25 protein-coding genes and 5 pseudogenes are annotated in these 26,280 nt (G+C 38.6%); 28 read left to right on the top strand and 2 right to left on the bottom strand.

Annotation, left to right across the window (positions count from 1 at the left end):
• The first annotated feature begins 10 nt into the window (after positions 1-10).
• The 4 genes from CS889_RS06650 (at position 11) to CS889_RS06635 (ending at position 3,997) form a co-directional block, all read left to right on the top strand.
• The gene (locus CS889_RS06650) at positions 11-1,579 is read left to right on the top strand and encodes a DNA repair protein RecN (RefSeq protein ID WP_089087198.1); all 1,569 of its coding nucleotides are present in this window, start codon (positions 11-13) and stop codon (positions 1,577-1,579) included.
• 2 nt (positions 1,580-1,581) lie between these two features.
• Complete coding sequence (locus tag CS889_RS06645) at positions 1,582-2,889, top strand: NFACT family protein (RefSeq protein ID WP_089087197.1); 1,308 nt, start codon at positions 1,582-1,584, stop codon at positions 2,887-2,889.
• Positions 2,890-2,908: 19 nt separating this feature from the next.
• On the top strand, positions 2,909-3,205 hold the full coding sequence (locus CS889_RS06640; RefSeq protein WP_089087196.1) for a hypothetical protein: 297 nt from the start codon (positions 2,909-2,911) through the stop codon (positions 3,203-3,205).
• Between the two features lie 153 nt (positions 3,206-3,358).
• Positions 3,359-3,997, top strand: a complete 639-nt coding sequence (locus tag CS889_RS06635; RefSeq protein ID WP_089087195.1) for a tetratricopeptide repeat protein — start codon at positions 3,359-3,361, stop codon at positions 3,995-3,997.
• A gap of 46 nt (positions 3,998-4,043) precedes the next feature.
• Here CS889_RS06635 and CS889_RS06630 read toward each other — a convergent pair whose 3' ends face one another.
• A complete protein-coding gene (locus CS889_RS06630) occupies positions 4,044-4,907 on the bottom strand; it encodes a 3'-5' exonuclease (protein WP_089087194.1) in 864 nt (287 codons plus the stop codon).
• Positions 4,885-5,538: a ribulose-phosphate 3-epimerase gene (gene rpe / locus CS889_RS06625; RefSeq protein ID WP_000861422.1), complete on the bottom strand. Its 654-nt coding sequence runs from the start codon at positions 5,536-5,538 to the stop codon at positions 4,885-4,887. Before rpe ends, CS889_RS06630 begins: the two co-directional genes overlap by 23 nt.
• Positions 5,539-5,608: 70 nt before the next feature.
• On the opposite strand from rpe, the gene CS889_RS06620 reads away from it, so the two are divergent.
• The 24 genes and pseudogenes from CS889_RS06620 (at position 5,609) to CS889_RS06510 (ending at position 26,276) form a co-directional block, all read left to right on the top strand.
• Entirely contained in the window at positions 5,609-6,481 is an 873-nt protein-coding gene (locus CS889_RS06620) for a class 1 fructose-bisphosphatase (protein WP_089087193.1), read from the top strand.
• Positions 6,481-6,684, top strand: coding sequence for a hypothetical protein (locus CS889_RS06615; protein ID WP_001877116.1), 204 nt, complete (start codon positions 6,481-6,483; stop codon positions 6,682-6,684). The genes CS889_RS06620 and CS889_RS06615 overlap by 1 nt, the downstream gene beginning before the upstream one ends.
• 12 nt (positions 6,685-6,696) lie before the next feature.
• The gene (locus CS889_RS08345; protein ID WP_089087192.1) at positions 6,697-7,593 is read left to right on the top strand and encodes an SAM-dependent methyltransferase; all 897 of its coding nucleotides are present in this window, start codon (positions 6,697-6,699) and stop codon (positions 7,591-7,593) included.
• Positions 7,586-8,317 carry a type II restriction endonuclease gene (locus CS889_RS06600; RefSeq protein WP_099167491.1) on the top strand — a complete coding sequence of 244 codons (732 nt, stop codon included), beginning with the start codon at positions 7,586-7,588 and terminating at the stop codon, positions 8,315-8,317. The genes CS889_RS08345 and CS889_RS06600 overlap by 8 nt, the downstream gene beginning before the upstream one ends.
• 52 nt (positions 8,318-8,369) lie before the next feature.
• Positions 8,370-8,471 (top strand): annotated as a pseudogene (locus CS889_RS06595) (anthranilate synthase component I); the annotation flags it as partial.
• A 135-nt stretch (positions 8,472-8,606) separates the two neighbouring features.
• Positions 8,607-9,248 carry a copper response regulator transcription factor CrdR gene (crdR, locus tag CS889_RS06590; RefSeq protein WP_089087191.1) on the top strand — a complete coding sequence of 214 codons (642 nt, stop codon included), beginning with the start codon at positions 8,607-8,609 and terminating at the stop codon, positions 9,246-9,248.
• Positions 9,214-10,416 (top strand): copper-sensing histidine kinase CrdS, encoded by a 1,203-nt coding sequence (gene crdS, locus CS889_RS06585; RefSeq protein WP_089087190.1) that lies wholly within the window; start codon positions 9,214-9,216, stop codon positions 10,414-10,416. The genes crdR and crdS overlap by 35 nt, the downstream gene beginning before the upstream one ends.
• Positions 10,417-10,418: 2 nt before the next feature.
• Entirely contained in the window at positions 10,419-11,813 is a 1,395-nt protein-coding gene (locus tag CS889_RS06580) for an NAD(P)H-hydrate dehydratase (RefSeq protein WP_089087189.1), read from the top strand.
• 10 nt (positions 11,814-11,823) lie between these two features.
• Complete coding sequence (locus CS889_RS06575) at positions 11,824-13,284, top strand: replicative DNA helicase (protein WP_089087188.1); 1,461 nt, start codon at positions 11,824-11,826, stop codon at positions 13,282-13,284.
• Positions 13,281-14,594: a ComEC/Rec2 family competence protein gene (locus CS889_RS06570; protein ID WP_172825131.1), complete on the top strand. Its 1,314-nt coding sequence runs from the start codon at positions 13,281-13,283 to the stop codon at positions 14,592-14,594. The genes CS889_RS06575 and CS889_RS06570 overlap by 4 nt, the downstream gene beginning before the upstream one ends.
• Positions 14,595-14,664: 70 nt before the next feature.
• Positions 14,665-15,507, top strand: coding sequence for a menaquinone biosynthesis prenyltransferase MqnP (mqnP, locus tag CS889_RS06565; protein WP_231899378.1), 843 nt, complete (start codon positions 14,665-14,667; stop codon positions 15,505-15,507).
• Complete coding sequence (locus CS889_RS06560) at positions 15,500-15,994, top strand: hypothetical protein (protein ID WP_172825130.1); 495 nt, start codon at positions 15,500-15,502, stop codon at positions 15,992-15,994. The genes mqnP and CS889_RS06560 overlap by 8 nt, the downstream gene beginning before the upstream one ends.
• Positions 15,995-16,006: 12 nt before the next feature.
• Positions 16,007-16,513, top strand: a complete 507-nt coding sequence (locus CS889_RS06555) for a DUF6115 domain-containing protein (protein ID WP_000953090.1) — start codon at positions 16,007-16,009, stop codon at positions 16,511-16,513.
• Positions 16,507-17,310 (top strand): phosphatidylserine decarboxylase, encoded by an 804-nt coding sequence (locus tag CS889_RS06550; protein ID WP_089087185.1) that lies wholly within the window; start codon positions 16,507-16,509, stop codon positions 17,308-17,310. Before CS889_RS06555 ends, CS889_RS06550 begins: the two co-directional genes overlap by 7 nt.
• Positions 17,300-18,310, top strand: a complete 1,011-nt coding sequence (gene nadA, locus CS889_RS06545; RefSeq protein ID WP_001141844.1) for a quinolinate synthase NadA — start codon at positions 17,300-17,302, stop codon at positions 18,308-18,310. The genes CS889_RS06550 and nadA overlap by 11 nt, the downstream gene beginning before the upstream one ends.
• Positions 18,310-19,131: a carboxylating nicotinate-nucleotide diphosphorylase gene (gene nadC / locus CS889_RS06540; RefSeq protein WP_001918844.1), complete on the top strand. Its 822-nt coding sequence runs from the start codon at positions 18,310-18,312 to the stop codon at positions 19,129-19,131. Before nadA ends, nadC begins: the two co-directional genes overlap by 1 nt.
• Positions 19,132-19,154: 23 nt before the next feature.
• Complete coding sequence (locus tag CS889_RS06535) at positions 19,155-21,656, top strand: type ISP restriction/modification enzyme (protein ID WP_099169095.1); 2,502 nt, start codon at positions 19,155-19,157, stop codon at positions 21,654-21,656.
• A pseudogene (locus tag CS889_RS08555) lies at positions 21,634-22,616 on the top strand (type ISP restriction/modification enzyme); the annotation flags it as partial. The gene CS889_RS06535 and the pseudogene CS889_RS08555, both read left to right, overlap by 23 nt.
• 257 nt (positions 22,617-22,873) lie before the next feature.
• Positions 22,874-23,326 (top strand): annotated as a pseudogene (locus CS889_RS06525) (DNA-methyltransferase); the annotation flags it as partial.
• 1 nt (position 23,327) lies between these two features.
• Entirely contained in the window at positions 23,328-23,498 is a 171-nt protein-coding gene (locus CS889_RS08335; protein WP_001892495.1) for a hypothetical protein, read from the top strand.
• Positions 23,499-24,236, top strand: coding sequence for a hypothetical protein (locus tag CS889_RS06520; RefSeq protein WP_000169633.1), 738 nt, complete (start codon positions 23,499-23,501; stop codon positions 24,234-24,236).
• Between the two features lie 8 nt (positions 24,237-24,244).
• Positions 24,245-24,687: pseudogene (locus CS889_RS06515) on the top strand (HpyAIV family type II restriction enzyme); the annotation flags it as partial.
• Positions 24,677-24,802, top strand: a pseudogene (locus CS889_RS08685) (DNA methyltransferase); the annotation flags it as partial. The pseudogenes CS889_RS06515 and CS889_RS08685, both read left to right, overlap by 11 nt.
• Positions 24,803-24,911: 109 nt before the next feature.
• A complete protein-coding gene (locus CS889_RS06510; RefSeq protein WP_001889330.1) occupies positions 24,912-26,276 on the top strand; it encodes a S41 family peptidase in 1,365 nt (454 codons plus the stop codon).
• The last annotated feature ends 4 nt before the right edge of the window (positions 26,277-26,280 follow it).

The following is a 26,280-nucleotide window of genomic DNA, read 5'->3' as shown; positions in this document are numbered from 1 at the left end:
GGTAAAAAACATGCGAGATTTCAATAACGCTCAAATCACACGCTTAAAAGTGCGTCAAAACGCTGTTTTTGAAAAGCTGGATCTGGAGTTTAAAGACGGCTTGAGCGCGATCAGTGGGGCTAGTGGGGTGGGCAAAAGCGTTCTTATTGCGAGCCTTTTAGGGGCGTTTGGGCTTAAAGAAAGCAACGCTTCAAACATTGAAGTGGAATTGATCGCGCCTTTTTTAGACACGGAAGAATACGGCATTTTTAGAGAAGATAACCACGAACCTTTAGTCATTAGCGTGATTAAAAAAGAAAAAACGCGCTATTTTTTAAACCAAACAAGCCTGTCTAAAAACACGCTCAAAGCGTTATTAAAGGGGCTTATTAAACGCCTATCTAACGACAGATTCAGCCAGAATGAGCTCAACGATGTTTTAATGCTCTCCTTATTAGATGGCTATATTAAAAACGAAAACAAGGCGTTTAGCCCCCTTTTAGGCGCGCTTGAAACAAAATTCACCCATTTAGAGAAGCTGGAAAAAGAAAGGCGATCGTTAGAGGATAAAAAGCGTTTTCAAAAGGATTTAGAAGAGCGTTTGAATTTTGAAAAAATGAAATTAGAGAGGCTGGATTTAAAAGAAGACGAATACGAACGCCTTTTGGAGCAAAAAAAATTGCTCTCTAGTAAGGAAAAATTGAACGACAAGATCGCCCTGGCGTTAGACGTGCTAGAAAATACCCACAAAATCACGCATGCTTTAGAGAGCGTGGGTCATAGTGCTGAATTTTTAAAAAGCGCTTTATTAGAGGCAGGCGCTTTGTTAGAAAAAGAGCAGGCTAAATTAGAAGAGTGCGAGCGTTTGGATATTGAAAAGGTGTTAGAAAAACTTGGCATGCTGAGCGGGATCATTAAGGATTACGGGAGCATTGTGCATGCTAAAGAACGATTAGGGCATGTTAAAAACGAACTGCATAACTTAAAAGAAATTGACCATCATTGCGAAACTTACCACAAAGAAATAGAGCGATTGAAAGCCGAATGCTTGAAATTGTGCGAAGAAATAGGCGGCTTTAGAAAAGAGTATTTAGCCGGTTTTAACGCTCTTTTAAGCGTTAAGGCTAAAGATTTGCTCTTAAAAAGCCCTAGTTTGATCTTAGAAGAAGCCCCCATGAGCGAAAAAGGCGCTCAAAAACTCGTTTTAAATTTGCAAAATTCCCAATTAGAAACCTTAAGCTCTGGGGAATACAGCCGTTTGAGGCTGGCGTTCATGCTTTTAGAAATGGAGTTTTTAAAGGATTTTAAAGGCGTGTTGGTGTTAGATGAGATGGATTCCAATTTGAGCGGCGAAGAGAGTTTAGCGGTCTCTAAAGCCCTTGAAACCTTGAGCAGCCATTCACAAATCTTTGCCATTTCGCACCAAGTCCATATCCCGGCCGTTGCTAAAAACCATATTTTGGTGTTTAAAGAAAACCACAAAAGCCTTGCAAAAACCCTTAATAACGAAGAAAGGGTTTTAGAAATCGCGCGCATGATAGGGGGGAGCGAAAACATAGAGAGCGCAATTTCTTTCGCTAAAGAAAAATTAAAGGTGTGATGATGAAATTTTTTCTTTTAAAGAAATTCAGCGAATTTTTAAACACTCAAACGCATTTCAACCTCAAACGCTTGAGTGCGTCTGGCTTTTTATTAGAAACTTTTTCTAAAGAAAAACACGCCTTTGTTGTGGATTTGAGCGTGCCTTATATTGGTTTGTCCAAAAAACCCCCAGAGAGCGTTTTAAAAAACGCTTTAGCGTTAGATTTTTGTTTGAATAAATTCACCAAAAACGCCAAAATTTTACAAGCAAGTATCATTGATAACGATCGGATTTTAGAAATCAAGGGCGCTAAAGATTTAGCTTATAAGAGTGAAACTTTTATTTTGCGTTTAGAAATGATCCCTAAAAAAGCCAACCTCATGATTTTAGATCAAGAAAAATGCGTGATAGAGGCTTTTCGTTTTAATGACAGGGTGGCTAAAAACGATATTTTAGGGGCATTGCCTCCTAATATTTACGAGCATCAAGAAGAGGATTTGGATTTTAAGGGATTGTTAGACCTTTTAGAAAAAGATTTTTTATCCTACCAGCATAAAGAATTGGAACACAAAAAAAATCAAATCATCAAGCGATTAAACGCCCAAAAAGAACGCTTGAAAGAAAAATTAGAAAAATTAGAAGATCCTAAAAATTTACAATTAGAAGCGAAAGAATTGCAAACTCAAGCCTCATTGTTGCTCACTTACCAGCATTTAATCAACAGGCGTGAAAATCGCGTGATTTTAAAGGATTTTGAAGATAAGGAATGCATGATTGAAATTGATAAGAGCATGCCCTTAAACGCCTTTATCAATAAAAAATTCACTCTCAGCAAAAAAAAGAAACAAAAATCGCAATTCTTGTATTTAGAAGAAGAGAATCTGAAAGAAAAAATCGCTTTTAAGGAAAGTCAAATCAACTATGTTAGAGACGCTGCAGAAGAAAGCGTTTTAGAAATGTTTATGCCGGTCAAAAATTATAAAATCAAACGCCCGATGAATGGGTATGAAGTGCTGTATTATAAGGATTTTAAAATCGGTTTAGGGAAAAACCAAAAAGAGAATATCAAGCTTTTACAAGACGCAAGAGCGAATGATTTGTGGATGCATGTGAGAGATATTCCTGGATCGCATTTGATCGTTTTTTGCCAAAAGAATACGCCTAAAGATGAGATCATTATGGAATTAGCCAAAATGTTGATTAAAATGCAAAAAGATGCGTTTAATGGTTACGAGATTGACTACACGCAACGAAAATTTGTCAAAATCATCAAAGGAGCTAATGTCATTTACTCAAAATACCGAACTATTAGTCTAAAGGACACTTAAACATTCTAAGGAGGTTAGCATGGGTGTTTCAGCTTTAGGCAATGTAACTTATATCAACCAAAACGCTCCTTTAAATTCGGCTATCCAACAGGGTGCGAGAAGTGATATGTTGGATTTAGTGCAAAGCTTTCAAAGCAAGCTTGAATTAGCCCAAGAAACAAGGGCGTTAGAAGACATGCAAGCCATTAGCGACAAAGATCCTAAAGAAGGCTCCAAAAACCGCTATCCAAACAACCAAAGGGCTAAGGCGTTTGGCTTGGAAGAAGAAGAAATTGAATTGTGGCATGAAGAGCATTTGTTGGATATTGTGGGGTAGGGTATCGCAAATAACCCCCTATTCTTTTATGAGTTTCACCATGAAACGATGAAAATAGAGCAACTAAACCCTACCTTTTAAACATTAAAGTTTTGAGTGTCAATACTAGTTATAATAGAACCTTACACTTTTTACAAAAGGGAGGAGAGTGTCATGTTGGGGAGCGTCAAAAAAGCGGTTTTTAGGGTTTTGTGTTTGGGGGCGTTGTGTTTATGCGGGGGGTTAATGGCAGAGCAAGATCCTAAAGAGCTTATATTTTCAGGTATAACTATTTACACGGATAAAAATTTCACTAGAGCTAAGGAATACTTTGAAAAAGCTTGCAAATCAAACGATGCTGAAAAATGCAAGGACTTAGCAGAGTTTTATTTTAATGCAAACGATCTTAAAAATGCTTTAGAATATTACTCTAAATCTTGTAAGTTAAATAATGTTGAAGGGTGTATGCTGTCAGCAACTTTTTATAACGATATGATAAAGGGTTTGAAAAAAGATAAAAAAGATCTAGAATATTATTCTAAAGCTTGCGAGTTAAACTATGGCGATGGCTGTGCGATTTTAGGGGATATTTATCATAATGGTGAAGGCGTAGCAAAGGATCTTAAAAAAGCTTTTCAGTATTACTCTAAAGCTTGTAAATTAAATAACGCTAAGGGGTGTTACGCTTTAGCAGCGTTTTATAATGAAGCTAAAGGCGTGGCAAGAGATGAAAAACAAATGACAGAAAGTCTTAAAAAGGCTTGCGAATTAGGGTTAAAAGAAACATGCGATATTCTCAAAGAACAAAAATGATGGAATAAATTCCACCCCTAACCAAAGCCCATTAAACAGCTTTCGTTTAACTGGTTGCTTTTACCATATTCAACAAACCCTTTGTCCTTTCAAAAAGAGGGAATGGCGATGGGATCTCTTGGTATCTGGATCTTGGGGGTCTTTTGATCAAAGTGTTAGCGCATTTGGAAAAATCAATCAAATCCATTGTCGTTTTGATGTAGCTGGGCAAGTTTAATAAGCATATTTCAAAGAGCTTGTAGCTCGCTAAAGCGTCCGCATAGGCTCTGTGACTGACTTCTATACCAAACCCTAAAAGCTCTTTTAAAAAACTCAAAGAATAACGCATGGACAAAATGGCGCGTTTGGATAAATCTAAAGTGCAAAGCTTTAAATTCAATAAAGGGCAATGCAATTTCTCTACAAAATAACGCCCTAAAAAGTTGTAATCAAAATTAGCGTTGTGGGCCACAAACACGCTATTGCCTAAAAAAAGCCGCAATTCTTGCAAAGCTTCATGCGCGCTTGGGGCGTTTAGGGTGTCTTCATAAGTGATGCCTGTAAGCTCAGCGATATAATCAGGCACGCTTTTGACTTTCACAAGGGTTTCAAAACGATTAATGATTTCCCCCCCCTTCACTTGCACGGCCCCAATTTCTAAAATCTCATGTTTTAGGGGGCAAGAGCCGGTGGTTTCTAAGTCAATAAAGGAAAAAACCTCATCTTTAAGGGGGGTTTTAAGGTTTTTGAGCGTGATTAAATTTTCGCTCGTTTCTACGAAATTAAGCCCGCACGCTTTTAAATATTCCAAATTGATTTCATCATGAATAAGGCGAGAGAGCGATTTTTCTAGCATGCCCAAGCTTAAATCCTGGTGCTTTAAGCGAGCGATTAGGGCTTGGATGTCTTTATGCAAGAGGTTGTCTGACATTCTGTAAGCCTTCAATAGCCAGCTTACGATCTTTGGATTTAAAAATATAACTCCCTGAAACCACCACATCCACGCCCGCTTGTTGGAGTTCAAAGATATTTTTATCGTTCACGCCCCCATCCACTTCTAAAAGACAGCTAGGGTTGTAGCGTTTGATCAATTCCTTGACTTTTAGGCATTTTTCTAACACCAGATCTAAAAACTTCTGCCCGCCAAAGCCCGGATTCACGCTCATTAAAAGCACTAGCCCCACGCTTTCTAGCAAGTATTTAACGCTCTCTTCATGCGTGTGGGGGTTTAGGACAACGCCTGGCGTGATGCCTAGATTTTTAATGAGTTGCAACACCCTGTGGGGGTGTTTTTCATTTTCTGCATGAATGCTAATGATTTGCGGTTTTAAAGGGGAAAATAACTCTACAAAAAAGCTCGCGTTTTCTACCATTAAATGCACATCTAAAGGCACTTGGCTCATTTGAGTAACATTCTCTAAGATCACAGGTCCCATGGTTAAATTAGGCACATAATGCCCATCCATCACATCCACATGCAAAAAATCAGCGTTACTCACGCTCTCTATCTCTTTGGCTAAATGCATAAAATCAGCGCTCAAAAGGCTCGGAGCTACTTTCAAAATACTTCCCTATTTTCAATGTTTTCAAGTAAAATATTAGCATCTTTAATCAAATCATAAAAGGGTTTTTATGGATTACAAACGTTTTAAAGGCAAGCATGCGAACATCGTTATAGAAATCATCAGTCTTTTAGAAAAAGGGGTTAAAAAAGCCCAAGAGATTTTAGAAAAGCCGGACGCTGGGAGTTACACCCAATTAGAAAACAGCAGCGGGGATACGCCCATTAAAGCGGATTTAGCCCTAGATAAGTTTTTAGAAGAAAATTTTTTGAGTTTAGAAAAGGTCAAAAGCGTTTTTAGCGAAGAAAAAGAAACGCCTGTTACTAAAGAAAACGGCTCTTATTTGATCGCTTATGACCCCCTAGATGGGAGCTCAGTCATGGAGGCGAATTTCTTAGTAGGCACGATTATAGGGGTTTATGAAAAGGATTATAAGGCGCAAAATTTAGCCGCAAGCCTTTATGTGGTTTTTGGGCATAAAGTGGAATTGGTGGTGGCTTTAGACAAGGTTTATCGTTACGCTTTTTATCAAAACAAGTTTCATTTTATAGAAACCATCGTTTTAGAAAATAAGGGTAAAATCGTCGCTAGCGGAGGCAATCAAAAGGATTTTTCTTTGGGCTTAAAAAAGGCTTTAGAAGGGTTTTTTGCAGAAAATTACCGCTTGCGATACTCAGGATCCATGGTGGCTGATGTCCATCATTTGCTCATCAAAAAAGGCGGGGTGTTTTCCTACCCGCAAAAGAAATTGCGAAAGCTTTTTGAAGTCTTTCCTTTAGCCTTGATGGTTGAAAAAGCTAAAGGGGAAGCGTTTTATTTTGATAAGGGGGTTAAAAAGCGTTTGCTAGATCAAAGCGTGGAAAGCTACCATGAAAAAAGCGAATGCTATTTAGCCAGTCCGCATGAAGCTCAAATCTTAGAAAAACATTTAAAGGGAGAATGATGCAAAATAGCGCTAAAAAATTAGAATACGAAGAGCGTTTCAATGCCGCTCTTTTGAAATTACAAGCATGCCAAGAAGAAAAACAAGTAGCGAGTTGCTTGAAATGCGAGAAGGTTTTGAATTGCAAGATCCGCAACAGCTATGTGGATGCGGCTTATGAGAGCATGAGTTTAGGCGAAGCGGGCGGGTTTGATTTCAACTAGAATGGGATTAAAATGACTAGTAATGCTACCTTGCAAAAGAATTTAGACGCTTTTTACACCCACCCCAAAATCGCGCGATTTTGCTTGGATTTACTAAAAGATCTCATCGCTCAAAATCTAGGGCTAGACTTAAACGCATTCCATTTTCTAGAGCCAAGTGCAGGGAGTGGGAGCTTTGTTGATGCATTAAAAGAATTAGGGATTGCTGATTGTCTCGCCCTTGATATTGCCCCTAAAGCTCAAGGCATTCAAAAAAAAGATTATTTGTTGGAATTGATTGAGTTTAACCAAAAGCGTGTTATTATTGGCAACCCTCCTTTTGGGCATAGAGGGAAATTAGCCCTAGATTTTTTAAACAAATCTTTAAACGAAGCGCCTATCGTAGCGTTTATTTTGCCCAATTTATTCAAACGCTATTCTATTCAAAAACACATTGATAAGCGTGCAAAATTGGTTTTAAATGCTGACTTAGAGAAAAACGCTTTTATTTTTAATGAACGACCCTATGACGTGAAATGCGTTTTTCAAATCTATATGCATAAAAATATCGCCTTAAATCTTAAAGACGAACGCATCATTGCACCCCCCAAAATCCGCCATAATGACTTTATTACTTACATCCACAACAACACGCCACACACCCTAAAATATTTTAACAAAGAAAAATACCAATGGGATTTTGCGGTGGTGAGACAAGGCTTTTATGACTACAACGAAAAGATCACCAATGCAAATTTACTGATTAAAAACCGACAATATTTTTTCATCAAAGCCCATTCTAAAGAAGCTTTAGTGATTATCCATAAAATTGATTTTAACAAACTCGCTCATAAAAACACGCAAGTTTTAGGGTTTTCTACTTATGATTTTGTGGAAGAGTATTGCAAATTAAAGGAAATGCATGCTTGAAAGAGTGTTCCAAGAAATTATCAATAAGAGAAAGTTTTTTACAAGTTCTAGCACAGGGGAGCAGTTTGAAAACAAATTTAGGAATGAATTAAAAAAACACTTTAGCGAAATTAACGGCGATTTAACAGAAGAATTAAGCCATATTGAAGAAAAGCCTAATAAGGAAATCAAAACCACTTTTAACCAACTCAAAAAGCAAGTTTTAGAAAAAAATCACCCACACACCCTTAAAAACCCTTTTTCAAACCTTACAAGCCATTTTTTATACCAACCTTTTGGCTCACAAAATTACCCTGATTTTTTGGTTTTCATTTTTGATCATGTGGTGGGGATTGAAATCAAGTTTTCTAAAAACGATAAGGGTGAAAGAAACCTTCAAACTTCTCGCCCCATGTGGAATTCAAACCTACCCAAACCCAATGCGATTTATGTGTATGGAGTCGCTAATGCAGACATCACTTTTTTTAAAGGCTCAGATATTTTGAGCTATGAAACCAGAGAAGTCTTGCTCAAGTATTTTGATACTTTAGATAAAGATGAAGAAAGTTTGAAAAACGCCTTAAAAGATTTAGAAAACCCTTTTGGGTTTGCCCCCTACATCAGAAAAGCTTATGAGCATAAAAAAGAATTTTCTAACCACCACCAGATTGAAAGCTTCTTTTCACATAATCACATTTTAAGAGAGCAAAATGTCTTGGAATTTTTGAAAACGCTCACTCATTAGCATATTTGCGCCCATTTATCTATTTCTTGTAAAATACGAGTTTATTTTTAGCGTGAAGAAATTGATGATTAGCCTGATAGAAAAAGCCCCTTATATTCCCTACCCCCTAGCTCTTTATGAAAAGTTAGAGCAACCACACACCTTGCTTTTTGAATATCATGTTGGAATACAATAAAGATTTATTGCATTCTAAAAACGGCTGATGAAATAAAGCGGTGTCTTTTTAAGGGAGCGTTTTTCATAACCGCTTTTGGTATAAAGGCTATAGAATTAGCGCTACAATACCCCCATGCGAAAAAAGATTTTTTTACTGGAAGACGATTACCTTTTAAGCGAGAGTATTAAGGAATTTTTAGAGCATTTAGGCTATGAAGTGTTTTGCGCTTTTAACGGGAAAGAGGCTTATGAAAGGCTCTCGGTTGAACGCTTTAACCTCTTGCTTTTAGACATGCAAGTGCCTGAAATGAATAGCTTGGAATTATTCAAGCGCATCAAAAACGATTTTTTAATCTCTACGCCTGTGATTTTTATCACCGCCTTACAGGATAACGCTACCTTAAAAAACGCTTTTAATTTAGGGGCGAGCGATTATTTGAAAAAGCCTTTTGATTTAGACGAATTGGAAGCGCGCATTAAAAGGTTTTTCAATGATGATCCGATAGAAATCATGCCTAACATTTTTTATCACCAACACGCTTTGAACGTTAAAGGGAAAAAGGAAATCCTAGCGCCCAAAACCGCCCAACTTTTAGAATATTTTTTAGAGCATAAGGGGCAAATCATCAGCTCTCAAGCGTTAGAAAACAACTTGTGGGAGCAAGCGATTGATGATTCCACCTTACGCACTTACATTAAAGTGTTGCGCAAGCTTTTGGGTAAAAATTGCATAGAAACGCATAAGGGGGTGGGCTATCGCTTTAACCCACTATGAAAAAAAATCCCTTAAACTCTTTTTAGGGACTTATTTAGGCTCTTCGTTTGTGTTAATGCTAGTGATTAGCGTTTTAGCGTTTAACTATGAAAAAAACGAAAAAATCAAAATGATACGCATGGACATGGACAAAATGGCTTCTAAGATCGCTAGCGAAGTGATTGCCTTGCACATGCAAACGCATGCGGATTATCACAACGCTTTAAACGCTCTCATTTCACGCTATAAAGACGCTTCCATAGCCCTTTTTGATAGTAAAAGGCGTGTTTTATATTCCAATATCCCTGAAAGCGCGGATTTGATTAAAACCCATAAAGAGGCGGGCTTTTTTAGTTTTAAGGGGGAATATTACCTGTTCAGTGATGAAACTTTCGCTCATTTAGGCGTGGCTAAAATGCTTTTTAAAAATTCTAAACCTCTTCATTTTTCTTCTTTGTATCGTAAGATGGTTTTAGTGTTTGTCATGGCGTTTTTATGCGTGATAGGGGTTTCTGTGTTTTTAGGGCGTTTGTTTTTAAAGCCCATTAGGAATGAAATCACTCGCATCGATCATTTTTTAAAAAACACCACGCATGAATTAAACACCCCCATGAGCGCTTTAGTCTTGTCTTTAAAGACCTTAGAAGACAACCAACAACACCGCCGCATTAAAATCGCTATCCAGCGCATGAGTTTTTTATACCGTTCGCTCTCTTATTTGGTGATGCAAGATATTGAGCGCGAGTCCTTTGTGCTTTTGGATTTAAAAGCCCTAATCATCAAAGAAAACACGCTTTTTAGCGAGATGATAGACTACCACAAGCTGGAATTTAAAAGCGATTTAGTAGAGGTGGTGTTTAAGGCTAAAGAGCAGGATTTCCTTTCGCTTTATAGCAATTTGCTCATGAATGCGATCAAATACAGCGTCATGCATGGGTATATCCACATAGAGCTAACGCCTGAGTTTTTGAAAGTGAAAAATTTAGGGTATGAAATCCCTAAAGATAAGATTAAAGACTTAAGCGTTCGTTACGCGCGTTTCAATTCTAGCGTGTTGGGTTATGGTATAGGGTTAGATTTAGTGAAAAAAGTGTGCGAAAAGTATAAAATGCGTTTAGAAATTCATAGCGAACCCTCTTTAAAAGGATCGTTTCATGAAAATTCGTTTTGTATTCATTTTCAAGGATAAAAATGCTTTCAGTGTATGAAAAAGTAAATGCCCTAGACAAAAGGGCGCTTGAAGAATGGCTTTTAAGCGAAGACGTTTTAATGGAAAACGCCGCTATGGCTTTAGAAAGGGCGGTTTTACAAAACGCTTCTTTAGGCGCTAAAGTCATTATCCTTTGTGGGAGTGGGGATAATGGAGGCGATGGCTATGCTCTAGCCAGGCGTTTAATGGGGCGTTTTAAAACGCTAGTCTTTGAAATGAAATTAGCCAAAAGCCCCATGTGCCAATTACAAAAAGAAAGGGCTAAAAAAGTAGGGGTAGTCATCAAAGCATGGGAAGAAAAGAATGAAGATTTAGAATGCGATGTGTTAGTAGATTGCGTGGTAGGGAGCGCTTTTAAGGGCGGATTAGAGCCGTTTTTAGACTTTGAAAGCCTTTCTCAAAAAGCGCGCTTTAAAATCGCTTGCGACATTCCTAGCGGGATAGATTCTAAAGGCAGGGTGGATAAAAGGGCGTTTAAGGCGGATACGACTATCAGCATGGGCGCTATCAAGTCATGCTTATTGAGCGATAGGGCTAAAGACTATGTGGGGGAATTGAAAGTGGGGCATTTGGGGGTTTTTAATCAAATTTATGAGATCCCAACGGACACTTTTTTACTAGAAAAAAGCGATCTCAAACTGCCCTTAAGGGATAGAAAAAACGCTCATAAGGGCGATTACGGGCATGCGCATGTGCTTTTAGGCAAGCATAGTGGGGCGGGGTTGTTGAGCGCTTTAAGCGCGTTAAGTTTTGGATCTGGGGTGGTGAGTATTCAAGCGTTAGAATGCGAGATAACTTCTAATAACAAGCCTTTAGAATTGGTTTTTTGCGAAAATTTCCCTAAAAAACTCAGCGCGTTCGCTCTTGGCATGGGTTTAGAAAATATTCCAAAGGATTTTAAGAAGTGGCTTGGATTAGCCCCATGCGTTTTAGATGCGGGCGTTTTTTATCACAAAGAAGTGTTACAAGCCTTAGAAAAAGAAGTGATCTTAACCCCTCACCCTAAAGAGTTTTTATCGTTATTGAAATCAGTGGGGATCAATATAAGCATGCTAGAATTACTAGACAATAAACTGGAAATCGCAAGGGATTTTTCTCAAAAATACCCCAAAGTGGTTTTGCTTTTAAAGGGGGCTAATACCCTAATCGCTCATCAAGGGCGGGTTTTTATCAACAATTTAGGGAGCGTGGCTTTAGCCAAAGCAGGGAGTGGCGATGTGTTAGCGGGGCTGATTGTAAGCTTGCTTGCTCAAAAATACACGCCTTTAGACGCCGCTATTAACGCAAGCCTAGCGCACGCCCTAGCGGGTTTAGAATTTAAGAATCATTACGCTTTAACGCCCCTAGATTTGATAGAAAAGATCAAACGATTATAAAAGGATAAAAATGGATCATTTAAAGCATTTGCAACAATTGCAAAACATTGAAAGGATCGTGCTTTCAGGCATTGTGTTAGCCAATCATAAGATTGAAGAGATCCATAGCGTTTTAGAGCCTAGCGATTTTTACTACCCGCCCCATGGCTTGTTTTTTGAAATCGCTTTAAAACTCCATGAAGTGAATTGCCCCATTGATGAGAATTTTATCCGCCAAAAAATGCCCAAAGACAAGCAAATCAGCGAAGATGATCTAGTCGCTATTTTTGCGGCAAGCCCGATAGACAATATTGAAGCCTATGTGGAAGAGATCAAAAACGCTTCCATTAAACGAAAGCTTTTCACTTTGGCTAACACCATTAGAGAGCAAGCCCTAGAAAGCGCGCAAAAATCCAGCGATATTTTAAACGCTGTGGAGCGAGAAGTTTATGCGTTATTGAATGGCAGCACGATTGAGGGCTTTAGGGGTATTAAAGAAGTGCTTGAAAGCGCAATGAATCTTATCACAGAAAACCAAAGAAAAGGGAGTTTAAAAGTTACTGGCATACCGACTGGCTTTGCCCAATTGGATAATTATACGAGCGGTTTTAATCAAGGGAGTTTAGTCATTCTAGGGGCAAGGCCGTCTATGGGTAAAACCAGTTTGATGATGAACATGGTCTTATCCGCGCTCAATGACGATAGGGGGGTAGCGGTTTTTAGTTTGGAAATGTCCGCAGAGCAACTCGCTTTAAGGGCGTTATCGGATCTCACTTCTATTAACATGCATGATTTAGAGAGTGCAAGGCTTGATGATGATCAATGGGAAAATTTAGCCAAATGCTTTGATCACCTTTCGCAAAAAAAACTCTTTTTTTATGATAAAAGTTACGTGAGAATGGATCAAATCCGCTTGCAATTAAGAAAGCTTAAATCCCAACACAAGGAATTGGGTATCGCTTTTATTGATTATTTGCAGCTCATGTCAGGGAACAAAGCCACTAGAGAGCGCCATGAACAGATCGCTGAAATTTCAAGGGAGCTTAAAACCTTAGCCAGAGAGTTAGAAATCCCTATCATAGCGTTAGTGCAACTCAACCGCAGCCTGGAAAATAGGGACGATAAACGGCCCATTCTTTCGGATATTAAAGACAGCGGAGGGATTGAACAGGACGCTGATATTGTTTTATTTTTGTATAGAGGCTATATCTATCAAATGAGGGCTGAAGACAACAAAATAGACAAGCTCAAAAAAGAAGGCAAAGTTGAAGAGGCGCAAGAGCTGTACAAAAAAGTCAATGAAGAAAGGCGTATCCACAAGCAAAATGGCAGTATTGAAGAGGCTGAAATCATTGTGGCTAAAAACAGGAATGGGGCTACAGGAACGGTTTATACGCGCTTTAACGCTCCTTTCACGCGCTATGAAGACATGCCCATAGATTCTCATTTAGAAGAGGGACAAGAAACTAAATTTGAAATACCCACACCTTGAAAGATAAAACTTTTCAGGGGGCGTTTGAACTTCTTGCAACCCCCAAAGAATACTCATGGTGTGGGGTTGTTTTAAGCCTTTTGTTGGTGATCAACCTTTATTTAGAATACTTGAATTACCAAAAGCTTGATTTTTCAAAACCTACAAGCCTGAACGCTCAAATCTTATTACAATACCCTAAAACTAAAGATCAAAAAACCTATTTTGTCTTAAAGCTCCAATCTAAGGGCATGATCTTTTACACCACCATTAAAGAGCCTTTAAAAAACCTCCAATACCGCCACGCGCATTTTTTTGGCAAGATCAAATCTTGCTCGTTCTTAGAGTCTCTAAAATCATGCTTTTTTCAAACTTATTCTTTTTCTTTGATGCGAAAACAAGATTTCAAATCGCATTTGCGCCATTTCATTGACAGCGCCCATTCCAACGCTTTGGTGGGTAATTTGTATCGAGCGTTATTCATAGGGGATAGCTTGAATAAAGATTTAAGAGATAGGGCTAACGCGCTAGGGATCAGCCACTTACTAGCCATTAGCGGGTTTCATTTAGGGATTTTGAGCGCGAGCGCGTATTTCCTTTTCTCTCTTTTTTATACCCCCTTACAAAAACGCTATTTCCCTTACAGGAACGCTTTTTATGATATAGGGGTTTTGGTGTGGGTTTTTTTGCTGGGATATTTATTGCTATTAGATTTTTTACCCTCTTTTTTCAGGGCGTTTTTAATGGGCTTATTAGGGTTTTTGGCATGCTTTTTTGGGGTAAGGATTTTGAGTTTTAAACTTTTGGTTTTAGCGTGCTGTATCGCAATAGCGTTACTCCCTAAATTGCTTTTTAGCGTGGGGTTTTTGCTTTCTGTTTGTGGGGTGTGGTATATCTTTTTGTTTTTAAAACACACTCAAATTTTTTTTAAAGATTCTTCTTTTTTCAAGCGATCGTTTCAAGCGATCGCTTTAAGCGTGTTAGTGTTTTTGAACATGCTCATTGTCGCGCATGCCTTTTTCCCTATGTTTTCGCCCTACCAGCTTTTTAGCATTCCTTTAGGCTTGATTTTTATCGTGTTTTTCCCTTTGAGCTTATTCTTGCATGCGGTGGGTTTAGGGTCTTTGTTGGATAGCATTCTAAGCATGCCTTTAACCATCCCCACGATTTCGGTTTCTTCGCCTTTATGGCTTTTGGGGGCGCATTTATTTTTAACGATTTTAAGCGCGCGTTTTTTTAAGGTTTATTTAAGCATGAATGTTTTAAGCACGGGCTTTTTCTTGTATTGTTGCTATCAATATATTATAATGCCTAGTTCAATTGTGGGTTAGAAAAGTCATTTTATTAGGGATCAAATAATTGCTTAAAAAAATCACGCACCAAATCAAAGCTTTAAGCGAATTGGTCGCATTAGAGCATACGATATTTTCTAGCATGTTTTTACTCATGGCTATGGTCATAAGCTCCTATCAAAAAAATCAAACGCTCTTTTTTGGGTTAGAAACCTTAATCCTTTGTTTTTTAGCCTTATTAGGGGCGAGAAACTTCGCTATGGGGTTTAACCGCTTGGTGGATAGAGACATTGATAAGGATAACCCAAGGACCAAAAACCGCCCGAGCGTGGATGGTAGGATCAGCGTTAAAGGCATGGTCATTTTTAGCACTTTAAACGCTCTTTTATTCGTGGGGGTGAGCTATTTCATTAACCCTTTAGCTTTCAAGCTTTCGTTACCTTTTTTAATCATTTTAGGGGGGTATTCGTATTTCAAGCGCTTTTCTTCTTTGGCGCATTTCATCGTGGGTTTGGCTTTGGGTTTGGCCCCTATTGCAGGAAGCGTGGCGGTTTTAGGGGATATTCCTTTATGGAATGTCTTTTTGGCTTTAGGGGTGATGTTATGGGTGGCTGGGTTTGATTTGCTCTATTCTTTACAGGATATGGAGTTTGATAAAGAAAGGGGTTTGTTTTCCATTCCTAGCCAATTAGGGGAAAAATGGTGCTTGAATCTTTCAAGGCTCTCACACCTTGTGGCGCTAATCTGCTGGCTTTGTTTCGTGAAATGCTATCATGGGGGGCTTTTTGCGTATTTGGGTTTAGGGGTTTCAGCCTTGATTTTACTCTATGAGCAGATCTTAGTGGCCAGAGATTATAAAAACATTCCTAAAGCCTTTTTTGTGAGTAATGGCTATTTGGGGGTGGTGTTTTTTATTTTTATCGTCCTTGATGTGGGGTTCAAGCATGCATGAGTTGGTTGTAAGATCCCAAGCTTTAGGGTTTGAAACGCGCTTAGTCCAATGCGATTTGTCGTTCTCTTATGAAAGGTTTATCTCTAAAAGTAAACGCTCTTTAGCGGTGTTAGAAGAATTTGATCTGTTAAATTCTGGCTTTGATTTTTCACGCTTGAACGTTGAAAATGACACTTTGGAATTGCTCAAAGCGCTGTATTCTAAGCTAGAAAAATTAGAAAGCCTGCTTTTAAAAGAAAACCTGCTTGAATTGGAGCAAAATAACCGCATCATCGCTTTAGGGCATGGGCTTATTTGCTTAAAAAAACAAAGCCTGATAGCGCCTCAAACTTACTATGGGCGTTGCGTGTTAGAAGGGAAAATCCTAGCCTTTTTTGGCGTGGCAAGGGATAAAGATTTTTTAGAAATCACTCGCATGCACGCCCTAGATACTAAGCGTTATGACGCTTTCATTGTCCATAGCGAAAGAAAAGGCTTAAAATTGTGAATGGGAGCGGTAATGTTATCTTCTAATGATTTGTTTATGGTCGTTTTAGGAGCGATCTTATTGGTGTTGGTGTGCTTGGTGGGGTATTTGTATCTTAAAGAAAAAGAGTTTTACCATAAAATGAGGCGTTTAGAAAAAACCTTAGACGAATCCTATCAAGAAAATTATATTTATTCTAAGCGTTTGAAAGAATTAGAGGGGCGTTTGGAAGGCCTTTCTTTAGAAAAGAGCGCTAAAGAGGATAGCTCATTAAAAACGACCCTTTCACACCTTTATAACCAGTTGCAAGAAATCCAAAAATCCATGGACAAAGAGCGCGATTATTTAGAAGAAAAAATCATTACTTTAGAAAACAAATTCAAAGACATGGGGCATTATGCCGCTAGCGATGAGATCAACGAAAAACAGGTTTTAAAAATGTATCAAGAGGGTTATAGCGTGGATTCTATTTCTAAAGAATTTAAAGTGAGTAAGGGCGAGGTGGAATTTATATTGAACATGGCAGGGTTAAAATGGTAGCTTTAAGCAACGCTCTTTCTAGGGTTTTTGGCTCTGTGGCTGGCTATGAATTCCCTTCTTTTATCCAAAAAGGCATCAACGCCCTTTACGTTAAGATCTTTAAAATTGATTTGAGCGAGTTTGAGCCTTTGGAAAACTACAAGAGCTTGAACGCCCTTTTCACGCGCTCCTTAAAAAAAGAACGCCCCTTTGACAAAGCCCCTAATATTTGCATCGCGCCTTGCGATGCTTTAATCACCGAATGCACTTTTTTAGACAACGATACCGCTTTACAGATTAAAGGCATGCCCTATAAAGCGCATGAATTAGTGGGCGAAATCAACCCCTTAAGGCTTTCTTTTTTCTATGTGAATTTTTACCTTTCGCCCAAAGATTACCACCACTACCATGCCCCTTGCGATTTAGAAATTTTAGAGGCTCGTTATTTTGCGGGGAAATTACTGCCAGTCAATAAGCCCTCATTACACAAAAACAACAATCTGTTTGTGGGCAATGAAAGGGTGGTGCTTGTTGCAAGAGATATTCAGGGCAATCAATTGTATTTTGTAGCGGTGGGAGCGTTAAATGTGGGTAAAATGCGTTTTAATTTTGATAAGAATATCCAAACTAACGCTAAAGCCCGTTTCACGCAAACTTACTCTTACGACCCCCCCATTAAGGTTAAAAAGGGGGATAATTTAGGGAATTTTGAAATGGGCTCTACTATCGTTTTATTCATTCAAAACACCGCTTTTAAAGATTTGAAAGAAAAAAGCGTGAAGTTTGGGGAAAGTATAGGGGAATTTCATGCCAACTGATAACGACTTAAAAACTTCTATTGTGGAATTATTGAACGATTTAGACGCGCTTTTAGTGGCTCATTTTTATCAAAAAGATGAGATTGTAGAGTTAGCCCACCACACAGGCGATAGCTTGGAATTAGCCAAAATCGCAAGCCAAAGCGATAAAAACCTCATCGTGTTTTGCGGGGTGCATTTCATGGGTGAGAGCGTGAAAGCCCTAGCCTTTGACAAACAAGTGATCATGCCCAAACTCTCATGCTGCTCTATGGCAAGAATGATAGACAGCCATTATTACGATAGGAGCGTCCATTTATTGAAAGAATACGGCGTTAAAGAATTTTACCCTATCACTTATATCAATTCTAACGCTGAAGTGAAAGCCAAAGTCGCCAAAGATGACGGCGTAGTCTGCACCAGCAGGAACGCTTCTAAAATCTTTAATCACGCCTTAAAACAAAATAAAAAAATCTTTTTTTTACCGGATAAATGCTTGGGGGAAAATCTGGCCCTAGAAAACGGCTTAAAAAGCGCGATTTTAGGCGTAAATAGCCAAGAAGAAATCAAAAACGCTGATGTGGTTTGTTACAACGGCTTTTGTTCGGTGCATCAGCTTTTCAAATTAGAAGACATTGAATTTTACCGCCAAAAATACCCGGATATTTTAATCGCTGTCCATCCAGAGTGCGAGCCTAGCGTGGTTTCTAATGCTGATTTTAGCGGATCAACGAGTCAAATCATAGAATTTGTAGAAAAGCTAAGCCCCCATCAAAAAGTCGCCATAGGCACTGAAAGCCATTTGGTTAACCGCTTGAAAGCCAAGCGTAACCATCAAAACACTTTCATTCTTTCTAGCACGCTCGCCCTTTGCCCTACCATGAATGAAACGACCTTAAAGGATTTGTTTGAAGTCTTAAAGGCTTACAAAAACCACAGGGCTTATAATGCGATTGAATTAAAAGATGAGGTGGCGCGTTTGGCCAAACTCGCCTTAACTAAAATGATGGAGTTATCCTAATGGAGATAAGAACCTTTTTAGAATGCGCTTTAAAAGAAGATTTAGGGCATGGGGATTTGTTTGAAAGGGTGTTAGAAAAGGATTTTAAAGCCACAGCCTTTGTGAGAGCCAAACAAGAGGGCGTGTTTTCAGGCGAAAAATACGCTTTAGAGTTGCTTCAAATGACCGGGATTGAATGCGCTCAAACCATTAAAGATAAAGAGCGTTTCAAGCCTAAAGACACCTTAATGGAAATTAGGGGGGATTTTAGCATGCTTTTAAAGATTGAACGCACCCTATTAAACCTTTTGCAACACAGCAGCGGGATCGCCACTTTAACGAGCCGTTTTGTAGAAGCTTTAAATTCTCATAAAGTGCGTTTGTTGGACACACGAAAAACCAGACCCCTTTTAAGGATCTTTGAAAAATATTCCGTGCTTAATGGGGGAGCGAGCAACCACCGCTTAGGGCTAGATGACGCTTTAATGCTTAAAGACACGCATTTAAAGCATGTGAAAGATCTAAAGAGCTTTTTAACGCATGCCAGAAAAAACTTGCCTTTCACGGCTAAAATTGAAATTGAATGCGAGAGCTTTGAAGAGGCCAAAAACGCCATGAATGCGGGAGCGGATATTGTGATGTGCGATAACATGAGCGTTGGAGAAACGAAAGAAATTGCCGCTTATAGAGAGGCGCATTACCCCTTTGTCTTATTGGAAGCGAGCGGGAACATTTCGCTAGAGAGCATCAACGCTTACGCCAAAAGCGGCGTGGATGCCATTAGCGTAGGGGCTTTAATCCATCAAGCCACTTTTATTGACATGCACATGAAAATGGCTTAAAAACTTTAAAAGGGGTTATTGATATGCTAAAAGAATATTTAGAAGGCATTAAAGATCTGACGCCTGAAAGTAATGAACACGCACACCGCCGTTCTTTATATACCTTGCTTAAGGGTTTAAAAGAAAATTTTAATACAGAATTTAAGATTGAACATGAGCCTAAAAGAGACAAACAAGGGGGTCAGCCTGATTTTCGCGTTTCTTATCAAGGGCTTAACATCGGCTATATAGAAAATAAAAGGGTAGGGACTAATCTTAGCCAGCTCTTAAAAAGCGATCAAATCCTTAAATATTTAGAATTAAACCCCAACCTCATGCTCACCGATTACCTTAATTTCGTGTGGGTAGGGAAAGATGAAGAGAATAAGCCTTCAATTAAAAGAGAAATTTCTATCGCTAGCCCTGAGGAACTCTCTAAACCCCTAAAACCCAACCCACAAACCGAGCGCGATCTGATTGAATTGTTTAGAGGCTTTTTCAATCACGAAGCAGCCCCTATTACTAACGCTAAAGATTTCGCAAACGCATTAAGCGCGCCCACCAGGTATTTAAAAGACGCTCTAATCCAATACCAAAAAGACATGCAAGTTTCTAGCATTTTTAACAATTTTAAAGAATATCTTTATGAAGAATTGAGTTTTGAAGACTTTAGCGATGCGTTCGCTCAAACGCTCACTTACAGCCTTTTTCTAGCCAAACTCAACCACCCTTTTGAAAAAATTAATTTGGATAATGTGAGAAGCTCTATCCCTAAAAATTTCGCTGTGATCAGAGAAATGGCGGATTTTTTAAAGAAGCTTGATGCAATCAAAGAAATCCAATGGCTTTTAAATGAAATTTTAAGCTCAATCAATCATGTTGATATGGGCTCTATCATTAAAGATTTGAATGACGATAAAGACCCTTATTTGCACTTTTATGAAACCTTTTTAAGCGCTTATGACCCTAAATTGCGAGAGAAAAAGGGCGTGTATTACACCCCAGATTCTGTGGTGAAATTCATCATTAACGCTTTGGATAGCCTGCTTAAAACGCATTTCAAAGACGCTCCCTTAGGCTTAAAAAGCGCTTTAGATAACGAAAACATCAAGCTCTTAGATTTTGCTACCGGCACCGGCACTTTTTTATTGGAAGCGTTCAGGAAAGCGCTAGAAACGAGAAAAACAAGCGATGGAGGCGCCTCCACTAAAGAGGACAAATACCAAAACCTCTTGAAGCAATTCTATGGGTTTGAATACTTGATCGCTCCTTATGCGATCGCTCATTTGAACCTCAGCCAAGCCTTTAAAGAGGAATTTAAAAAACCTCTCAAAGAAAACGATGCGCTTAAAATCATTTTAACCAACACCCTCATACAGCCTAGTGAGATCATCGCTTATCGTGGGCTAAACCCGATTTTTGAAAAAGAGCTTTCAAACGCTCAAGAAATTAAAAAAAATGAAAATATCCTTATCATCACCGGTAACCCCCCTTATAGCGGGGCGAGCGAGAATAAGGGCTTGTTTGAATGGGAAGTGAAAGCCACTTACGGCATAGAGCCTGAATTTCAAACCATAGAAATTGAAAAAAACGTTAAACTCACCGATAAAATCCAAACGCTTTTAAAGAACATTCAAAAACAAAAAGAAAGCGGCAGCAAAAACGCCCTAAAGGAACTTAAAAACCTCCACTCTAAATACAAACTGCAAAAGGAGAAAAACCCTAAATGGCTCCTAGACGATTACGTGAAATTCATGCGTTTCGCTCAAAACAAGATCGAATCGTTAGGGCATGGCCTTTTTGGCTTTATCTCTAACAACGCTTTTTTAGACAACCCTACTTTTAGGGGGTTAAGGCGCTCTCTTTTAGAATGCTACGATGAGCTTTATATCCTAAACTTGCATGGAAACGCTAGGAAAAAGGAGGAAACCCCACAAGGCGCAAAAGATGAAAACGTTTTCAATATCATGCAAGGTGTGTCCATTAACCTCTTTGTCAAGAAGGCGCAAGCCACCAAGCCAAAAATCTGTTATTATGATGTGTATGGTGAAAGGACTGAAAAATACGCCTTTTTAGCCCAAAACGATTTGGATAGGATTGAATGGCTTGAGCTTGCCCCAAGAGAGCCTTTTTACTTGCTGTTACCTCAAAAAACGCCCTTGTTAGAGGAATACGAACAAGGCTTTAGCGTTCAGGAGATGTTTCAAGTTGGAGGCACCGGTATTTGCTCTAAAAAAGACCATGTCGTTTTCCATAAAGACAAAGAAAGCTTGCTAAAGCTTTTAAAAGACTTTTCAACCTTAGAACCCAGTGAATTACGCAGAAAGTATGATATTGGCGATGATAGTAGAGACTGGCGTTTAGATAATGCTATCAAAGAAGTTAAGGCAAACGCTAACAATTTAGAAGAATACATTGTTTCGTGCCAATACCGCCCCTTTGATTATCGTTGGACTTATTATACATCTAATTCAAGGACTTTTTTAGCATATCCGGTTTATAATGTATTCAAGCACATGTTACCCCCCCCCCCCAACAAACCCTAAAACACCCAATCAAACGCGCAAAAATGTCGCGCTAATTACTTCTCGCAGATTTTGTCAATCACAAAAAAGCGGCGTAGGATTTGTTAGTAATAAAATTTCAGGTTTGCGCACTTGGACATGTCCAGGAATGGAGGGAGGCGATTATGTAAATCCACTATACCATAACCCCAACTACACCGAAAATTTTACGCCAGAGTTTAGAAGCTTCATAGACAAACACTATAGCCACCATTTTGAGCCGCTAGAGGTTTTAGGCTATATCTATGCGTTATTGTATTCCCCACATTACCGCAAGCGTTATGAAGATTTTCTCAAAGCCGATTACCCTAAAATCCTTTTCACAAACAATAAGGATTTGTTCAGGGCTTTAAGCCTTTTAGGGATTGAATTAATCGGCTTGCATGTCTTAAACCAAGAAAGCCTGAATTACAGCTTTGACAAATTAAAAGACGCCACCATAGGCGAATCTTACTACAAAGAAGCGCATGATCGTAACCCCATCATCAAAAAACCCTCTCATAACGAACCAGAACAACGGCTTTATATCAACCATAGCGCTTATTTTAGGGGGGTGAGTGAGGAAATTTATAATTACATGATAGGGGGGTATGGCGTTTTAGACAAGTATTTAAAAAGCCACAAAAACGAGCCTTGCGACTTTGATCATGTAAGTAACATCATTAAAGTCATCGCGCGCACGATTGAAATCCAAAAAACGCTTGGATTTTTAACGAGCGATTTGCCCCATTTAAAAGGGAATGACAGCAAAGCGTTAATGCAAGAAATCTTGCAAAATCCACCCCCCCCCCCCCATTTAATACCAATATCGCCCTTATCCTATCGCGCCAAGCCAAAGCCAACCTTGACTTTAATGCCGCATTCATCAGCAAAGAAGCAAGCGATCTCAACATCTGTTACGGAGGCGGAGGTTCAGCCTTCCCTTTATTCTGTATTACCTAATCTCGCTCTAGTTTGCGATAGAGGCTCTAAAGTAAGCCCCATTTCTAATGTTTTTGTAACGGGTATGCTTTGCGATTTGCATTTGAATGGATCGGGGAGTTACGCGTTTTTATTGTATCGTTTAAAATAGGTGGGGATAGGTAGCTTCTATCATTTGATGCATTTGATGAGAACAAAGCTAGAGGCTAAACATTAAGATAGCCTTAAAACGCTTGTGTTAAAATGGCCAGAGTAGCAGAATGAAAGGTTAGTCAATCATGGATTTTTTAAAAGAAAACTTAAACACTATCATAGAGGGGGATTGTTTAGAAAAATTAAAAGATTTTCCTAATAAAAGCGTTGATTTTATCTTTGCTGACCCCCCATATTTTATGCAAACAGAGGGGGAATTGAAGCGTTTTGAAGGCACAAAATTTCAAGGCGTTGAGGATCATTGGGATAAATTTGGCTCTTTTGAAGAATACGATACCTTTTGTTTGGGTTGGCTAAGAGAGTGCCAAAGGATTTTAAAAGATAATGGCAGTATTTGTGTGATAGGGAGTTTTCAAAATATTTTTAGAATTGGTTTTCATTTGCAAAATTTAGGGTTTTGGATACTCAACGATATTATTTGGTACAAGAGCAATCCGGTGCCTAATTTTGCTGGCAAGAGACTATGCAACGCCCATGAAACGCTTATTTGGTGTGCTAAAAAAATTAAGGAAAAGATAAATGGATACCATATTTTTAAAAATTAACATTAAAAAAACCGATCAACAAGCAGAAGAACTAAGAGAGCAAGGGTTATTTTTTGTAAGCATTGCAGAAGCTTTGGGGATTGGACGCTCTCAAATTGTGGAGATTGAAAACAAAAAACCAAAGGCAAAAAAAGGCAAAAGATAAATGACAAAAGTTGATGCAATTAAAAAAGTTATGGAGGATAATAAAGGGATTGTTTCTTGGACTATCCTGTATAACCAAATTGAAAAATACTATCCTAGTATTAGAGCCACTAAAGAATGGGAGGCTGGGCTTAGAGGGGTATTATACAGAGAGATTAGAAATCATAAAAATTTTAAAAAAGTAGGGTTGTCATTGTATGCCCTTTTAGACTATCAAGAAGAAGAGCTAAAAGAAATTCAAGAAAACCCCATTCGCATGCATTCTTTTATGGAAGGTGTTTGCGTAGAAATGGGTAACTTTTTAAAATTAGACACTTATAGTGCTGATCCAAAGGCTAGTTATAATAATGTGCTTTTATCAGATTTGACAACCTTACGCACTATTCCTAATTTTACCTATAAAGAAATTTTAGATACAAGTAAAAAAATTGATGTGCTTTGGTTTAATCCTAAAGGTTTTATTTTCCCTAAAAGAGCTATTGAAATTGTGGATAGCATAAGCACACTAGAACCAGCTTTGCAACGCACCTTACAATTATTGGAGTTTAATCTTGATTTCTATATTTTGCTAAAAGAAAAAGATTTGCAAAAAGCTTTTAAAAAGTTAGAAAAAGAACCATACAAGAGAATAAAAGAACGCTATAAGATTAAAAGCTACACTGCTATTTTAGATATTTATCATAACCCTATTGCTCGTATGCATGATGATTTTTTACATGTAAAAACATTTTTTAATTGAAAATTTAAAACATTCAAGGCTATTTTTATTTTATAGATGAGGGTTTGAATAAAAATCAAAATTATTATAAAGAAGAATTGCAAAAATTATCCGCTGATTATGGCGTGCCTTTGAGTTTGCGCTATGGTAAGGGGTTGTTTGAATCTCTAATATCCCGCAAGTTTGGGATGAGGTTTTAACCCATTTAGCGCGATGGCGTGAAACCTTACCCGATTTACCCGGTTTGAATTTTGATGAAAATCCTTTAGAAAGTTTTAGAGAAATCAAAGATTTAGTGCCAAGCGTTTATAGGAAGCTTTTGGATAATGATGAAATTTTCAATCTTGTGTTAATTTTATTCCCAGAACAAAAAGTTTTAAAAATATTAGTAGAGTATTTTAGACAACAGAATAAAACGATCTATCAGCAATTAGCGTCAAAGTTAGCGCAAAAGTTATTGTCTTTGCGATAGAGGCTCTAAAGTAAGCCCCATTTCTAATGTTTTTGTAACGGGCATGCTTTGCGATTTGCATTTGAACGGATCGGGGAGTTACGCGTTTTTATTATACCGATTAGGCTCAAAATGAGTGAATGAATGGGCATGTTATCTAAATTTTAGATAGAATAAACGCAAAAATTGAATAAAACCTTAAAGGTGATTCTTTCTAATCTCAAAAATGGGTGGTGCTATTAACAATGACAAAACGACTTTTTAAAGGGTTGTTAGCGATTTCTCTTGCGGTGAGTTTGCATGGTGGTGAAGTTAAGGAAAAAAAGCCGGTCAAGCCGGTCAAAGAAGATCCGCAAGAATTAGCGGCTAAAAGGGTGGAAGCGTTCAGTCGTTTCTCTAATGTGGTTACAGAAATTGAAAAAAAGTATGTGGATAAGATCAGTATTTCTGAGATCATGACTAAAGCGATTGAAGGCTTGCTCTCTAATTTGGACGCGCATTCAGCGTATTTGAATGAAAAGAAGTTTAAGGAATTTCAAGCCCAAACCGAGGGCGAATTTGGGGGGCTTGGGATCACGGTGGGCATGCGCGATGGCGTTTTGACCGTTATTGCGCCTTTAGAGGGCACTCCAGCTTACAAGGCTGGGGTTAAATCAGGCGATAGCATTTTAAAAATCAATAACGAAAGCACGCTGAGCATGAGCATTGATGATGCGGTTAATCTCATGCGCGGCAAGCCAAAAACCTCTATTCAGATCACTGTTGTTAGGAAAAATGAGCCAAAACCCTTAGTGTTTAATATCGTTAGGGATATTATCAAGATCCCCTCTGTCTATGTGAAAAAGATTAAAGACACGCCTTATTTGTACGTGAGAGTCAATTCTTTTGATAAAAATGTTACCAAATCGGTTTTAGACGGCTTGAAGGCTAACCCCAACATTAAGGGCGTTGTGTTGGATTTAAGGGGCAATCCTGGAGGGTTGTTAAACCAGGCGGTGGGCTTGTCTAACCTTTTCATTAAAGAGGGGGTTTTAGTCTCTCAAAGAGGCAAAAATAAGGAGGAAAATTTAGAATACAAGGCTAATGGCAGAGCCCCTTATACCAATTTACCTGTTGTAGTGTTAGTCAATGGCGGTTCAGCGAGCGCGAGCGAGATTGTCGCAGGGGCACTGCAAGATCACAAGCGAGCCATCATTATCGGTGAAAAAACCTTTGGTAAGGGAAGCGTGCAAGTGCTGCTCCCTGTCAATAAAGATGAAGCGATTAAGATCACGACCGCACGCTATTATTTGCCGAGCGGGCGCACCATTCAAGCTAAGGGGATCACGCCTGATATTGTGATTTATCCGGGTAAAGCGCCAGAGAATGAAAATAAATTCAGTTTGAAAGAAGCGGATTTAAAACACCATTTAGAGCAAGAGCTTAAAAAACTTGACGATAAAAACCCTAATTCTAAAGAGGCGGATAAAGACAAGAAAAGCGAAGAGGAAAAAGAGGTTACTCCTAAAATGATCAATGATGATATCCAGCTAAAAACCGCTATTGACAGCTTGAAAACCTGGTCTATCGTTGATGAGAAAATGGATGAAAAAGCGCCTAAGAAGAAATAAAAAC

Origin of the sequence: Helicobacter pylori (genome assembly GCF_900120335.1) — a bacterium.
GTDB classification, from domain to species: domain Bacteria; phylum Campylobacterota; class Campylobacteria; order Campylobacterales; family Helicobacteraceae; genus Helicobacter; species Helicobacter pylori_BU.
This window is presented reverse-complemented; position numbering and strand designations above follow the sequence as displayed.

What these genes read in the sequence shown, in the direction of transcription:
- CS889_RS06650 (WP_089087198.1), top strand. Translation starts at nt 11, where the DNA reads ATGCGAGATTTCAATAACGCTCAAATCACACGCTTAAAAGTGCGTCAA.
- CS889_RS06645 (WP_089087197.1), top strand. Translation starts at nt 1,582, where the DNA reads ATGAAATTTTTTCTTTTAAAGAAATTCAGCGAATTTTTAAACACTCAA.
- CS889_RS06640 (WP_089087196.1), top strand. Translation starts at nt 2,909, where the DNA reads ATGGGTGTTTCAGCTTTAGGCAATGTAACTTATATCAACCAAAACGCT.
- CS889_RS06635 (WP_089087195.1), top strand. Translation starts at nt 3,359, where the DNA reads ATGTTGGGGAGCGTCAAAAAAGCGGTTTTTAGGGTTTTGTGTTTGGGG.
- CS889_RS06630 (WP_089087194.1), bottom strand. Translation starts at nt 4,907, where the DNA reads ATGTCAGACAACCTCTTGCATAAAGACATCCAAGCCCTAATCGCTCGC.
- CS889_RS06620 (WP_089087193.1), top strand. Translation starts at nt 5,609, where the DNA reads ATGGATTACAAACGTTTTAAAGGCAAGCATGCGAACATCGTTATAGAA.
- CS889_RS06615 (WP_001877116.1), top strand. Translation starts at nt 6,481, where the DNA reads ATGCAAAATAGCGCTAAAAAATTAGAATACGAAGAGCGTTTCAATGCC.
- CS889_RS08345 (WP_089087192.1), top strand. Translation starts at nt 6,697, where the DNA reads ATGACTAGTAATGCTACCTTGCAAAAGAATTTAGACGCTTTTTACACC.
- CS889_RS06600 (WP_099167491.1), top strand. Translation starts at nt 7,586, where the DNA reads ATGCTTGAAAGAGTGTTCCAAGAAATTATCAATAAGAGAAAGTTTTTT.
- crdR (WP_089087191.1), top strand. Translation starts at nt 8,607, where the DNA reads ATGCGAAAAAAGATTTTTTTACTGGAAGACGATTACCTTTTAAGCGAG.
- CS889_RS06580 (WP_089087189.1), top strand. Translation starts at nt 10,419, where the DNA reads ATGCTTTCAGTGTATGAAAAAGTAAATGCCCTAGACAAAAGGGCGCTT.
- CS889_RS06575 (WP_089087188.1), top strand. Translation starts at nt 11,824, where the DNA reads ATGGATCATTTAAAGCATTTGCAACAATTGCAAAACATTGAAAGGATC.
- CS889_RS06560 (WP_172825130.1), top strand. Translation starts at nt 15,500, where the DNA reads ATGCATGAGTTGGTTGTAAGATCCCAAGCTTTAGGGTTTGAAACGCGC.
- CS889_RS06555 (WP_000953090.1), top strand. Translation starts at nt 16,007, where the DNA reads ATGTTATCTTCTAATGATTTGTTTATGGTCGTTTTAGGAGCGATCTTA.
- CS889_RS06550 (WP_089087185.1), top strand. Translation starts at nt 16,507, where the DNA reads ATGGTAGCTTTAAGCAACGCTCTTTCTAGGGTTTTTGGCTCTGTGGCT.
- nadA (WP_001141844.1), top strand. Translation starts at nt 17,300, where the DNA reads ATGCCAACTGATAACGACTTAAAAACTTCTATTGTGGAATTATTGAAC.
- nadC (WP_001918844.1), top strand. Translation starts at nt 18,310, where the DNA reads ATGGAGATAAGAACCTTTTTAGAATGCGCTTTAAAAGAAGATTTAGGG.
- CS889_RS06535 (WP_099169095.1), top strand. Translation starts at nt 19,155, where the DNA reads ATGCTAAAAGAATATTTAGAAGGCATTAAAGATCTGACGCCTGAAAGT.
- CS889_RS08335 (WP_001892495.1), top strand. Translation starts at nt 23,328, where the DNA reads ATGGATACCATATTTTTAAAAATTAACATTAAAAAAACCGATCAACAA.
- CS889_RS06520 (WP_000169633.1), top strand. Translation starts at nt 23,499, where the DNA reads ATGACAAAAGTTGATGCAATTAAAAAAGTTATGGAGGATAATAAAGGG.
- CS889_RS06510 (WP_001889330.1), top strand. Translation starts at nt 24,912, where the DNA reads ATGACAAAACGACTTTTTAAAGGGTTGTTAGCGATTTCTCTTGCGGTG.